Source organism: Spirosoma gilvum, assembly GCF_054776815.1.
The window spans coordinates 188,490-202,462 of record NZ_BAAHBH010000011.1 but is presented as its reverse complement, the minus strand read 5'-3'; the positions used below and the strand labels follow the sequence as shown (position 1 = coordinate 202,462).

General features: G+C 47.5%; 10 protein-coding genes. 5 read left to right on the top strand and 5 right to left on the bottom strand.

Annotated features, from left to right (window positions below):
- Positions 1–81: 81 nt before the first annotated feature.
- On the top strand, positions 82–855 hold the full coding sequence (locus ACYVFD_RS26680; protein ID WP_461093569.1) for a biotin--[acetyl-CoA-carboxylase] ligase: 774 nt from the start codon (positions 82–84) through the stop codon (positions 853–855).
- Positions 856–923: 68 nt separating this feature from the next.
- On the opposite strand, the gene pafA is transcribed toward ACYVFD_RS26680, so the two are convergent.
- Positions 924–2,591 carry an alkaline phosphatase PafA gene (pafA, locus tag ACYVFD_RS26675; protein WP_461093568.1) on the bottom strand — a complete coding sequence of 556 codons (1,668 nt, stop codon included), beginning with the start codon at positions 2,589–2,591 and terminating at the stop codon, positions 924–926.
- A 165-nt stretch (positions 2,592–2,756) separates the two neighbouring features.
- On the opposite strand from pafA, the gene ACYVFD_RS26670 reads away from it, so the two are divergent.
- A complete protein-coding gene (locus tag ACYVFD_RS26670; protein ID WP_461093567.1) occupies positions 2,757–3,554 on the top strand; it encodes a sterol desaturase family protein in 798 nt (265 codons plus the stop codon).
- Positions 3,555–3,630: 76 nt separating this feature from the next.
- On the opposite strand, the gene ACYVFD_RS26665 is transcribed toward ACYVFD_RS26670, so the two are convergent.
- The gene (locus ACYVFD_RS26665) at positions 3,631–4,605 is read right to left on the bottom strand and encodes a polyprenyl synthetase family protein (RefSeq protein WP_461093677.1); all 975 of its coding nucleotides are present in this window, start codon (positions 4,603–4,605) and stop codon (positions 3,631–3,633) included.
- Positions 4,606–4,877: 272 nt separating this feature from the next.
- Between ACYVFD_RS26665 and ACYVFD_RS26660 the strand changes: the two genes are divergently transcribed.
- Complete coding sequence (locus tag ACYVFD_RS26660) at positions 4,878–5,864, top strand: patatin-like phospholipase family protein (protein ID WP_461093566.1); 987 nt, start codon at positions 4,878–4,880, stop codon at positions 5,862–5,864.
- 164 nt (positions 5,865–6,028) lie between these two features.
- On the opposite strand, the gene ACYVFD_RS26655 is transcribed toward ACYVFD_RS26660, so the two are convergent.
- From ACYVFD_RS26655 to ACYVFD_RS26645, 3 genes are all read right to left on the bottom strand, one after another.
- Positions 6,029–7,318 carry a ComEC/Rec2 family competence protein gene (locus ACYVFD_RS26655; protein ID WP_461093565.1) on the bottom strand — a complete coding sequence of 430 codons (1,290 nt, stop codon included), beginning with the start codon at positions 7,316–7,318 and terminating at the stop codon, positions 6,029–6,031.
- Positions 7,302–8,174, bottom strand: coding sequence for a glycerophosphodiester phosphodiesterase family protein (locus ACYVFD_RS26650; RefSeq protein ID WP_461093563.1), 873 nt, complete (start codon positions 8,172–8,174; stop codon positions 7,302–7,304). The genes ACYVFD_RS26655 and ACYVFD_RS26650 overlap by 17 nt, the downstream gene beginning before the upstream one ends.
- 74 nt (positions 8,175–8,248) lie before the next feature.
- Positions 8,249–11,632 carry a TonB-dependent receptor gene (locus ACYVFD_RS26645; protein ID WP_461093562.1) on the bottom strand — a complete coding sequence of 1,128 codons (3,384 nt, stop codon included), beginning with the start codon at positions 11,630–11,632 and terminating at the stop codon, positions 8,249–8,251.
- Positions 11,633–11,947: 315 nt separating this feature from the next.
- Here ACYVFD_RS26645 and selD point away from each other — a divergent pair, with 315 nt between their 5' ends.
- Together selD and ACYVFD_RS26635 are read left to right on the top strand one after the other, a co-directional pair.
- Positions 11,948–13,063 (top strand): selenide, water dikinase SelD, encoded by a 1,116-nt coding sequence (selD, locus tag ACYVFD_RS26640; RefSeq protein WP_461093561.1) that lies wholly within the window; start codon positions 11,948–11,950, stop codon positions 13,061–13,063.
- 107 nt (positions 13,064–13,170) lie between these two features.
- Positions 13,171–13,953, top strand: coding sequence for an alpha/beta fold hydrolase (locus ACYVFD_RS26635; RefSeq protein WP_461093560.1), 783 nt, complete (start codon positions 13,171–13,173; stop codon positions 13,951–13,953).
- Positions 13,954–13,973: the final 20 nt, after the last annotated feature.

Sequence of the window (13,973 nt, the reverse complement as noted above, 5' to 3'; positions counted from 1 at the left end):
ACTAATCAGCGGGTACCTTGCCTTAAGGGCAATCTGCCCAGAGCACCATTCATTAGCTCTACTACTAAACTATACAATATTTTGTACAAAATCTATCCCAAAACGCTTTTTCTTGGACAAATAATCCAATATCTGCCAAGCTGTCAGTCTACTAACGACGAAGCGTCTGCTTTGATTGCTCAAACTGACCCGGCCGAAGGTACCCTTGTCATAACTGATCATCAAACAGCCGGGCGCGGACAGCGTGGTAATCAATGGGAAGCCAAAGCAGGACAGAATCTAACCGTTTCAGCTATCCTACGGCCCACTTTTTTATCTGCCAGCGAACAATTCTGGTTAAACATCGCCATATCGCTCGGCATTTACGACACACTTCAGCCCCTTATAGGTGACGCCCTTCGGATCAAATGGCCCAATGATATATACGTTGGAAACCAGAAATTAGGCGGAATACTTATTGAAAATATTTTACACGGCTACACTATCGAATGGTCGATTGTTGGTATGGGCCTCAATATCAACCAAAATGAATTTGGCTACACTACGGCGACGTCTCTTCAGCTACAGTCTCCACTTCCAAACGATTATGACCTACCGGGCCTTCTCAGCCGACTATGCGAAACGCTGGAACAGCGTTATATTCAACTGCGCGCAGGCCAACGTGATACGCTCAAGATCAACTACTTACAAATTCTCTACCGCTATCAGGAAGAACATTCATTCGAAAGCGAAGGCCAACTATTTCGGGGAACCATTGTTGGCGTAGACACTACCGGCCGTCTGGCCATAGCCGTCGATGGGCAGATGAGGTATTTTGGGTTTAAGGAAGTAAGTTTTGTGATGTATAATGTATGATGTATAATGTAGGATGTATGTAAAAACCTTACATCCTACATTATACATCATACATCATACATCATACATTACTTTAATGCTTCCTCCACTGGATTGCCAATGCATCCGTTGGGTTCGAGTAGCTTTAGCAGGGCCGTGATGGTTGGCGCAATGTCATGAATATGGGTCCGGCGAAGGGTTTGACCGGGTTTGATGCCCCAGCCGTAGAGCAAAAAGGGGACGTGGGTGTCATAGGCATAGGTGGTGCCATGCGTAGTGCCTTTCAAGCGACCTTCCAGCCAGCCCGGTGGCTGCATCACATAAAAATCGCCACTACGGTTTGGATGATAGACATTGCGGAACAGATTTTCCTGTAATAATGGCAGTGCCTCAGCACCCAGGTTATGCAGATTAATTACATTGACAACCGCTTTCTGCTTTAAGAGTGTTGCCCGCAGAAGCTCGTACACTTGCTGAATAGCGATTTTCTTTTCTGTTAGTAAGGCATGATTCAGATACACCTGCTGGTTGATATACGATAGCATCCACTGACCCGGACCATACGCTTTTTCAAGCGTTGCTTTCACGGTTTCGCCTATCTCGCCATAACTTCTTACCCCAGCCGGAATACGGTACTCTTGAAGGAATCCAGGAACATCGACAACTCCATGGTCGGCCGATAGAAACGCAACCCATTGCCCCTGGCCAACTGTCGCATCTAACTGAGAAAAAATATCAGCCAATTGCCGATCAAGCCGGATGTAGTTGTCTTCGGTTTCGACGGCATGAGTACCAAAAGCGTGACCGATATAATCGGGCGAGGAAAAGCTCAGGCACAGCATATCCGTTACGTCATGTTGTCCCAACTGTTCACCTTTCAGCGCAGCCAGCGCAAATTCTTTTGTGATCTGGTCGCCATAAGGGCTGGTACGAAGCACTTCATACTTACTGCCCCCCGTCTGAACGGCAAATTCGTGCGGGAAAACAGCTTTTGTTTCGCCAGGCATCGAAGTTTCATACGGCTTATCATCAACGGTACTTTCGGTGTACTGATTCATGGCAAGGGTAGGCTCCCATTTCTGAGTCAGAAATTGATCTCCTAGCTTACGGGCATTAAAATCCTGTACCCACTTTGGTAGTTCATTTTGATAAAACGTACTGCTGATGAAGTTGCCATCTTTCGAATCGAACCAGTAGGCGGCATTAGCCGAATGCCCTGCGGGCAGGATTGCCCCCCGATCTTTCAATGCAATCCCGACTACTTTGGCCCGACCATCGGTAGCTAATTTAAGTTGATCGCCAATAGTCGTTACCAGTAAGTTTCGGGGTGACATTTTACCGGCAGTTCCCGTATTGCCAACCGTGCTTACAGTTGTATCTTCGGCACAATAGAGTAAACGCCCGATATTCCGTTCGTAGAAATCATTACCAACAATACCATTCAAGGCTGGGGCAGACCCCGTATAAATGGCAGCATGACCAGGCCCTGTATACGTAGCTGCATAATGATAGTGGTTGTTGCGGGCATTGAATCCACCGTCCATCATACGTCGGAACCCACCCGTGCCAAATTTGTTGTAGTATCGATACAGGTAATCGTAACGCATCTGGTCAACGACAATACCAACGACCAGTTTAGGTCGGGCCTGTGATTGTCCAGCAGTAGATTTAGAAGTTGCGACGGGCTGTTGCCGGGGTTGGGCAGCAGCCATTAATGCCACCAAAGGGATTAGAAAAGCAGAAATAATCAGGCGCATAGAGCCGTTTCGTTGATCGTTAAAGTAACATTGTGCAAATGTACAAAACAAAAGCAGAGGGTTATGGCTTACGGTTTTCAGTTTACGGTACGTCCGTGCGTTGGCCGTTCCTGTGCCAGTTCGTCGTAAACCGAAGACCGTAAGCCATAACCCCCTTTCTCTCGTATGATTCAAATTACCGGACCTGCTACTTTCTGGCTGACAGCACTCCTGTTTTTCATCGCTGTTTTTGGCCGGTATGTACTGTTTTCAGTTGCATTCTGGTGGCTATTTAAGGTATCGATGAAGGATCAGTTTGCCCATCGTGAAGTGCAGTTACGCCCTCGTAAAGTGGGGCAGGACTGGCGCGAAATCGGCTGGTCGGCCATTACGTCCTTGATTTTTACAGCGATTGCTATGGGCGTGATGCTGGCCTATCAGGCAGGTTATACAAAAATTTATACGGATATAAATGCTTATTCGCTGATCTGGTACCCAGTTAGCATTTTACTGGTGTTGTTCATTCACGAAACGTATTACTATTGGCTACACCGATGGATGCACCAGCCGGGTGTGTATCGATGGGTCCATAAAACACATCACGACAGTATCACGACATCGCCCTGGACGGCCTTTTCATTTCACCCGATCGAGAGTACCTTACAAGCCATCATCATACCAGCCTTAACTTTCGTAATCCCCCTACACATCACTGCGGTCGGGCTGATTCTAATCATTATGACTCTGTCGAGTGCGGTCAATCATCTGAATACGGAGATTTATCCTAAAAACTTTGACCATCACTGGCTAGGGCGCTGGTTAATAGGAGCTACTCATCATAGCCTCCACCATACGCAGTTTCGTTTTAACTATGGCCTTTATTTTACTTTCTGGGACAAGTGGATGAGAACCGAAAGCCCTGATTTCCATCGCATTTTTGAGGAGAAAACAAGCTCCAGTAATAGTATTAGGAGCGAGAAGTGAGGAGTGAGAATGGCTGACGCATTCTATTGCTTTTGCGTCAGCCATTCTCACTCCTCACTTCTCGCTCCTAATACTATTATTTACTCCGGTCAATCGTGTACTGAACCAATTGATGCAGGGATTTTCGATAAACTGAGTCGGGAAACGCATTTAGGAGGGTTTGGGCTTCGGTGACATACTTGTTCATGGCCTGCGTGGCATATTCGATTCCACCTGAATTTTTTACAAAGGCAATCACCTCGGCCACTTTTTTCGGATTATCGCTTTCATTTTTGATGATGTTGATGATCCGCCGTTTCTCCATAAACCCAGCCTTATTCAGAGCATAAATCAGGGGAAGAGTCATCTTTTTTTCCTTAATGTCGATGCCCAGCGGCTTTCCTACTTCGGCCGTTCCATAATCGAATAGATCATCTTTGATCTGGAAAGCAATCCCGACCTTTTCGCCAAATACGCGAGCCTGTTCAACAGTTGTCGGGTCGGTTCCGGCAGAGCAGGCTCCTACGGCACAACAGGCGGCAATCAGCGAAGCCGTTTTCTGACGGATAATTTCGTAGTAAACATCCTCTGTAATGTCCAGTCGACGCGCTTTTTCGATCTGAAGTAGTTCGCCCTCACTCAGTTCCCGAACGGCCATGGTTACTATACGCAACAAGTCGTGGTCATTATTGTCGATGGCCAGAAACAATCCTCGGGTCAACAGATAATCGCCAACCAGAACGGCCACCTTATTTTTCCAGAGTGCGTTGATTGAAAAAAAACCTCGCCGGTAATTCGATTCATCGACCACATCATCGTGAACCAGTGATGCAGTATGACATAGTTCGATCAGTGAAGCCCCTCGGTAGGTTGATTCGGTAATTTGTCCGCAAACACCCGCCATCAGAAATACGAACATCGGACGCAGTTGTTTGCCTTTCCGCTTGACAATGTATTTCGTGATTTGATCCAGAAGCATCACATCGCTTTTCATTTGCTTCCTGAATTTCTGCTCGAACAATTCCATTTCGGCAGCAATTGGAGCTTGTATATCAGCGACGGTAAGAGACATATTGGAGTCGATAGTCGTCAGTCGATAGTCGTTAGCCATCAGTCAATAGTGAGAAATCGGCAACTACCCTATTCTCCTTATTATTGGCGGACGACTGTCGACGATCGGCTATCGACTAAATTTCTGGCAATATTAGTAAGGAAAGCGCAGACGCCGAAAAGGCATTTTGAAAAACACTCCCATTCTCGCAACTATCGATAGCCCAATTCGTTTTGATTATTAATTCAAAAGCATAAACTTACCACCATTTAAATCCGATCGGAAACTGCTTCATGATTGATAATCCTACCCCGCCAGTTCCTAAACCTGAGGCTATTCTGCCCACAAATCAATCACCTATGCGTGCCCTTGTACTGGGCGGAGGGTCACTAAAAGGAGCCTTTCAGGTTGGAGCGGTTATGGCTCTTTTTGAATCGGGTTTTGTACCGGATCAACTCTATGGCATTTCGGTGGGGAGTCTCAATTCAACCTTTATTGCCAATGAAGCCGCTCGCCAACAGGCTGAAACCGGCCAGGTCGACTGGAAGAAAGTAGGGAAACAACTCATTGAATTCTGGATACGGAATATTACCAAGCCCGATGATGTGGCCGTTATTCGATCACGGTTTCGGATGGGCTACAACACCATTATGAGCCGTTTCGATGGTTTACTGGACAACTCGCCCATCCAGAACCTGATTCGAAGCCATGTCGATATGGAAGCGATTCGGAATGGGCCGGTGAAGGTAAAAGTGGGTGCCGTCGACATCATTCAGGGGGATATGTACTATGCTGACGCCAGTGATCCTAATTTTCTGGAATACGTCTATGCGAGCAGTTCGCTACCCTTTCTGATGCCTGCCGTCCAGATTGGCGGTGATCATCGACGGGCTTTTCTGGATGGGGGATTACGCGAAGTAGCTCCTCTGCGGGTAGCAATTGAAGATGGAGCAACCGACATTGCCTGTGTGGCCTGTCATGCCCGTAAAATTTATAACGAGAAGTTCAACTACCGAAATCTGCTGAATCTGATGGATCGGGTGAAAGACATTACCGTCAACCAGTTGGTCAACAACGACATTGCCTGGGCCGAACGCTTTGCCGAGCGGGAGCGACTGCATGGCCGAACGTTGAACCTGACGGTTATCCGCCCTACCGAACCGCTTTACCTTAACCTGATGAAATTCACCTCCGACGACATTAGTAGAATGATTGTACAGGGCTATCAGGCCGGTGTTGAGTTACTGAAAAATATTCCGGCTAACAAAGAAGTCCGTTAAGCAAAACTATCCGCTAAAATTCGCCAGCGTTTGCCAGGTAAGTACAGTAGCGTGTGCGTATCTGTCATAAATCGAAAAAACGAACTGTTTGCAAATCGGGAATCAGATTCCCGATTTGCAAACAGTTCGTTTTTTATCAATAAAACCAGTTGATTAACAGAAACTTATCGGGCCTGATAAGGACCATGAACGGCTTTCACCGTGAGTGATTCGTTCAGGTCGTCCAGCACCAGCACACGATAGGTTTTCCCTCCTTTATCAACGCGAATAACTATGTGCCCTGATTCGCTTTTCAGGCGGGGCAACAAGTCACCGATGGCGGTTTTAGCTTCGGGTAGTAGATGGATGGCAAATACATCCCGTTCGTCCTTGTAAAATTGGTCAGAAAAAAGCCGTTCGAGGACATCACGACCAGGGTGTGAAGAGGCCCAGGCAGGCAGGACCAGCACCCGTGGGCGTAAGCTTGACAACAGGGTGCCATTTTGCGAATCCGGATATCCATGGTGATCGACGAGCTGAACATCGACCGGACCTGCCACCTGAGCAATGGGCGTTTCAACATCATGCCAGGCTGGAGCCCCAAACTGAAGTACCCCCTGCAAATCGGCCCCTGAAAAGTAGTCGAACGTACCGTATCGAATCTGGAGCGCAATACTGCACATGTTTTCGTTCGGATACTCCGCGGGTTTGAGCGTGCTTACATCCGGGAACAGCGACTTCGTTTGAGTACCTTTGCCTGTCCACAATTCGCCATTGACCATTAAATTCTGCACGACAAAGGGGTATTTCTGGCGTACTGATGCTGGTTTCACCGAAACGATTTGATCGGCTCTACCGGCCTGAAATCGCTCAACAATCAATTCTTTATGGCGCTGCTGCCAGGTCAAAAACCGACGGTAATTGACAACCATCGAATCAGCTTCCATCGAACGCGGATACGAGTAATCAGGCCATCTCCGATCCAGTATTTTATGAATAGGTATGTATTCAGCTACTTCTGTAATACCCGCTACTGTATACCCCCCTGCTAAGCGTTTGGCCACATTGAGTGGCGTACCCATATGATCGTCGTGGAAATGGGTGACAATAGCATAATCGATAACAGGATTTCGTTGAAAACGTAACACGTTTCGTACATACCGGGCGATCCATTCACCAGCCTGCCGTTCGTTGCTGGGCCAGGTCGGAATGTGGCGAGGCTTATTCGTTCGCCAGTCCATCGAATTGATGGCGCCTGCATCAATCAGCAACGTAGTGCCTTCTGGAAAAACGATAAAGGTTGAATTTCCCTGTCCGGTATTGATGTGATGAATATCAAGTTGCCCTTCCTGCCAAATCGGAAGCGGCTTGCCCACCTGTTGTGCACCTACCCAGCCAGGCAGCATGATCAGAAGCCAGGCAATTAATTGACGAAGAACATGCATAATGATCGATGGGCTATTTAAATAAGGCATCTACAGCCGATGGCCGGTCGGTTGTAATAATATCGCCCCCCTGATTAACTATCTCCTGATAGCCTGACTCGGCTTCAGACATTGCTTTTTCGTCCAGTTGGCCAGTGCCGTATGTTCCAACCGAGCAGGGTATGTTGAGCTTATGCAACCGTTCGTAAAAGGATGTGGGTTGGAGTTTTTGTGGGGTCAGCGCAATTAACCGGCCTGATGTGGCTAACGGTGTTTTTTCAAAACGATCCAGATCAGCCATACTATTTACACCAACGGCCAGCCAGAGTGTTGGATATCGATCTCGTACACGCTGTGCTTCGGCTACTGAGTAACAAATCACAAAAACCGAATGGATGGCCTGATGCTTTTCCACTCCCTTCATTACTCGTAGCGGATCAGTACCCGGCTTTACATCGAGCGCTAGTACATATTGGTTTTTATTCCAGTTCAGTATGTCAGAAAACGTGGGAATCTGCTGGTCAGTGAGTTCGCCAACCAGAGTTTTGAGCCTAACTTTTTTCAAATCGGCCAGTGTCCAGTCGGCTACAGCTCCTTTGGCATTGGATTCTCGATCCAGTGTAGGATCATGTAACAACACATAGCCGCTATCGCGCGTCAAACGTACGTCCATTTCGATAATAGCATCAGGAAGTAACGTTGCTGTCTTATCGAAGGTTGTAATGGAATTTTCAGTATCCGTTGGCCCCGGCCCACCCCGATGGGCTAATATAAGCGGGTGCTTGCGATCTGATTTCAGCCGAAAGTAGGCATCAATCGTTTGGCTATCCCGAAATCGGTTAACCCGTTGTGCTATGCTTTCAAGGCCAATAAAACAGATCAGGAAAAGTAAAAAAGACGTTTTCATTGCCTAAATCTACAACAACAAAAAATCCCCCGCACAGTTGTGTCGGGGGATTTTTATCAGGAATAGTAATCGAATTAGAACGAGTATCGAACGCCCAACTGAGCCTGCCATACGTTATCCACCGTAATGCTCTTGGTGAATACGTCCTGCAACAGAACCGTTTGGCCATTCACCGACTGGGTACCTAAGCGGTATGTTGGTACACCAGCAGCACTCACGCTAGCCAGCGACAGAGGCTGTGTAGACGTTGTCGTCCAGCCTACACCCGATTTGTTGTTCAACAGGTTACCCACGTTCAGGATGTCAGCCCGGAATTGGAGTGTGTGCTTGGTTCCTTTGGCACCCACAGCGATATAAAACTCCTGCATAACCGTGAAGTCGAAACGGAGCAGATCGGGTGAGAACACGCCGTTCCGCTCAACATATTGCCCACGACGGCTCTTCAGGTACTCATTATTTTCGATGTATTTATCGAAAGCAGCCTGTTGCTGTTCGGGCGAATAAACAGTAGCTGATGCACCTGAGCCTACTGTCAGCGCGCTGAACGTCAACTCAGAAGCGCTCTTCGGAATGTAGAGAAGATCGTTCGTTGTTTGGCCATCCCCATTCAGGTCACCACCAACAACCAGGTTAGTTTTGTAACCAGTCGTGTATTGACCACCCAGCGTGAAGGTAGTTGCTCCACCAAATTTACCACCATAGTTCAGGCGATAGTTCAGATAACCAATTACACGATGACGAAGGTCGTTATCGCCAAACGAAAGGCCCAGGTAGTTCTGACCTTGAACGGTTGGTACGTTTGCTACAACCGTACTACCTACTGACTGAATGTCGCGGGCCAGACCGTAGGTCCAGGCCAGCATTCCACCAAAACCATTCTGTACAGGCTTTTCCAATTTAGCCGTGAACGTGTAGGCATCACCCTGAGTCGAGTTTTTCAGGATAAAGGCGTTTGTGATAGCTGTATTATAGAAGCGAGCCTGGTTAATTGGGCTGGTGGCTGGCCCTTGCGACCCCGTCACACCCGATGCAGGGAAGCGATTCCGAGTATCAGAGCCACTCAGTACACGATCTGGAGCCTTCAGGTTAGCATCGATGTAGCGCAGACCATACAATGTTTTATTGTAGATAAATTCGAGGGTACCGATCAAGCCCCATGGCAGGCGCTGGTCAATGGCGATGTTCGTTTTCCAGACAAGGGGATATTTCAGATTCTGGTCCGTTGCGTTGATAACATACGGGGTCAGTTTGGTAATATCCGTTTGTGTTGGGTCAGGACGTACAGCCGCAGGCAATTTGCTTGGGTCAGTCACAAATGGATAAGCGGTGGAGTTAGTCGCCGTGATCAGAGCTGTATTTACACCATTATTACCTAACTGGTTCGATACCAACACCTCAGGGATACGTGATACAAAAAGACCACTACCACCACGAATCTGTGTCCGCTTATCGCCTTTTACATCCCAGTTAAAGCCAATCCGGGGAGATACTAACAAACGTGCTTTGGGGAACGAACCGGTAGTAACTTTATAATCGGCGTTGTTCTCATCCTTGAACGTAAGACCAGCCACAACGGGGTTATTGAAATCTTTAGCTGTTGAATTGTCGTAGGCAAAGATATCGGCACGAACACCTGCTGTCAGTTTAAAATTCGGGTTGACCTGGAATTCATCCTGAATATAAGCACTATAGGTGCTTCTGTGCAACGTTTGTAATGGCTCAGCACCACCTGGCAACAATGAATAACGCAGGTTATAACGAGCTACTGCAACAGGCGATGTTGTGCTGTTTGGGTTACTGATCGAAGCCAGTGCTGCGGCTTTAAAATCAGCAATCGAGTTGTATACATACACACCATTCGAAGCCGGGAAGAATACGTTATTTGAGGTATATTTCTCGTACGACAGACCCAGGGTAAGCGTATGTTTACCAGCGAAATAGCTGAAGTTATCCGTAATATTCAGGGTCGAATAGTTCAGTTTGTTGTTCGGGGTAAACGGATCGAAACCAACGGTCGTGTAGGTTGTACCGTCTTTCAAAATGTCGACCGTTGGGAAAATACCCGTTTTGTAAGTACGGTCTTCATTCTGATAGTTATACGTAGCTACCAGTTTGTTGGCAAATTTACCGCTGAACGTTGAGTTCAACTCAGCCGCAAACGAACGGGTGTTGTCAGCAATAATGTAGCCAGTGTTTTCGGCAGAAACAGCTAATGACGAGTTTGTCCGGTTACCATTACCAGCTGTGTTACTACTGTTACTGTTGCTGATGATCTGACCAGACTCAGAATTGTGATGCGAGTAACGTACCGAAAGTTTGTGATTATCGTTGATGTTGTAATCAAGACGGATCAGCCCTTTCGTACTTTTCACTTCGTTGTTGAAGTTATCGTAAGCACCAAGGTCGAAATTGAAGTTGGTCTTCATGAAGCCACTCAAATCGTCCATGTCGGCCTGTGTCACCCGCGACACGTTACCCGATGTACTTCCACCCCGGTTGATAACCCAATCCAAAGCTGGCTGGCTGCTCTTATATTGCTCGAGATTTACGAAGAAGAACAGTTTGTTTTTGATGATTGGACCACCTAACCGCAATCCTAAGGTATTCTGACTGATGTTAACTGGGGGCAGATCACGATCATCCGCTTTTTTACCAACCAGACCGTTATTCCGCCACAGATAGTAAGCTGAACCTGAAAAATCGTTCGTACCTGAGCGCGTTACGGCGTTGATGCTGGCACCAGCAAAACCGGTCTGACGAACATCGAACGGAGCAACGTTCAACTGAATTTCGTCCAGTGCGTCTAATGAAACTGCTGTTGTCCCTGTACGGCCACCAGCAATAGCCGAGCTACCCAAACCAAATCCATTATTGAACACAGCACCATCAATTGTGATGTTGTTAAAGCGAGAATCCTGACCACCAAACGACTGACCGTTACCATATGCATTGTATTTGGTAATGTCATTGATGGTTCGACCCAATGTTGGAACTGTATTGATCAATGCGCGACCATAGGAAGCAGCTGCCCCCGTACGGTTCGAACTGATGATATCGTTCCGGTTGCCACTTACAACAACCTCCGATAGGGCGGTGCTGTTGTCAAGCATTTTGAAATTTACGTCAGCAGCGGTACCCAGGTTTGTGAATACACCTTCAACGACCTGATCTTTAAATCCAACATAGGTAGCGGTAATTTTGAAAGGACCACCCACCCGAACACCAGGGAGTGTATACCGGCCCGATGCGTTCGTCGTGGTACCATACCGGCTTCCCGACGGTTCGTGAACGGCAACGACAGTAGCCCCAGGCAATGGACCACCTTTATCGTCGGTAATTTGTCCGCTGATCACGGAAGTAGTTACCTGCGCCCTGGCTACGCTCCCGCCGAGCACAGCCAATAGAATACTGCCGATTAGCACAAATGCCGCTCGAAATTGCAGTAGTTTTTTAGACATAGAAGTGTTTGTTTGGTTAGCAGTGGTGAGTATTCATCGATCCGATGTCTTCTCAATTAAGAGACAAATATGCTAATTTTTTTAAGCTTCCAAAAGAGGTATGTCTTAAAAAAGTACCACCATATTAAAATCTATAGACAAAATCCTTCAAAAAACACAATTTTTAAATGTTTACGTTCTATAAAGTTACATTACTAAATTATTAAGGATTTTCACTCAACATAACCACCATATTCACCGTTTCGATCTATCTGCTTAATTATCTTCACCTATTCCTATCCGACTACCTTATTTCTAACTTAGTTTTGTCGCATTATGACATCAACAGAAACACAAGCCGTCAAGCTTACTCAATACAGTCACGGGGCTGGCTGTGGCTGTAAAATCTCGCCCAAAATCCTGGATCAGATTCTGCACGGCCGTACTAGCGGAACAGCTACTTCCTCTGATCCTCAGTCGCCTACCGAAACGCTGGACCCTAACTCACCGACACATCGGTCTGTCATTCATACGCAATTACTCGTAGGAAACGATACCCGCGACGATGCTGCCGTTATGGATATGGGCAATGGCGAAGCGATCATTAGCACCACCGACTTTTTCATGCCCATTGTCGATGATGCGTTCGACTTTGGCCGAATTGCGTCGGCCAATGCCATCAGTGACGTGTATGCCATGGGGGGAGAGCCGCTGATGGCCATTGCGATTCTTGGCTGGCCACTCGACAAATTGTCGCCCGAGGTGGCTGGTCAGGTACTGGAAGGGTCACGCGCCATTTGCCGGGAAGCGGGGATTCCACTGGCTGGCGGACACAGTATCGATTCGCCTGAACCCATTTTTGGCCTGGCCGTTACGGGCCGCGTCCGACTCGATCACCTGAAACAGAATAATACCGCTACCAAAGGCTGTCGACTTTACCTGACCAAGCCATTGGGGGTGGGCATTTTAACCACAGCCCAAAAGAAAGGTATTCTAAAAACCGAACATGCCGAAACGGCTCCTCGCCAGATGGCTCAACTCAATAGCTTCGGGGCTACGTTGGGAAAACTACCTTACGTTAAGGCTTTAACTGATGTGACAGGCTTTGGACTGCTGGGGCATCTGACCGAAATGGCCGAAGGCTCAGGGTTAAGTGCGGTTATCGACTTTGAAGCAGTACCTAAACTCACTATGCTCGACGACTATCTGGCTCAGAAAAGCATTCCGGGCGGTACAATACGTAATCTGGATAGTTATGGTCATAAGCTAGCCGACCTTATGGATACGCAACGATATGTTCTGGCCGATCCCCAAACCTCTGGCGGTCTGCTCATTGCCGTAGCCCCCGAATGTACGGAAGAATTCGAACGGGTAGCCCGCGAAAATGGTTTTCAACTGAAATCGTTCGGCGAACTGGTCGAGCAACGAGAGAAAGTGGTCTATGTAAAATAAAAGAGTGAAAGAGTGAATGAGCGAAAGAGCGGTTGACATGTCGGGCAAAATGCCTCTTTCCGCTTATTCACTCTTTCGCTCTTTCACTCTTTAACTCTTTAAGTTGAATGAAATTATTCTACCGCCAAATCGGCGAATCGGGTCCGGCTATTGTTATCCTGCACGGCGTTTTTGGCTCATCTGATAACTGGCTCACAACCAGCAAAACCATTGCAGCACAAGGCTATCGCGTCTTTGCCCTCGATCAACGGAATCATGGACAGTCGCCACGGGGTGACGATCACGATTATCATAGCATGGCTTCGGATCTGCACGAGTTTCTGGTCGATCACCAACTCGACAACCCTATTTTGGTTGGCCATTCGATGGGCGGAAAAGCAGTTATGCAGTATGCGATGCTTTACCCAGGTACCTATCAGAAACTCGTAGTGGTCGATATCGCGCCTAAATTCTATCCCGTTCACCATGCTGAACTCATACGGGGCCTAAAAGCCATTGACCTGACGACTATAAAAGGACGCACCGAAGCCGATGCCGTTTTGCAACGATACGAGCCTTCCTATACTGTACGACAATTCTTATTGAAAAACCTATACCGAACCGAGCAGGGTGGATTCGACTGGCGTATCAATATCCCCGTTATTGAACGTGAACTGCATGGTATCGGTGAAGAGCTGACCAACCCCCGCATAATCACCGATCCTACGTTATTTATCCGTGGCAGCGAATCGCCCTATATTCTGGAAGAGGATATTCCAACCATTAAACGCCTGTTTCCCAATGCCCAGATCGAAACTATTCAGGGAGCCGGACACTGGGTGCAGGCCGAAAAGCCTGTCGAATTTGTGAATGTGTTACTGGGCTTTTTAAACGAAAAGACGCAGAAGTAAACGCAATTGCCATTGAACTC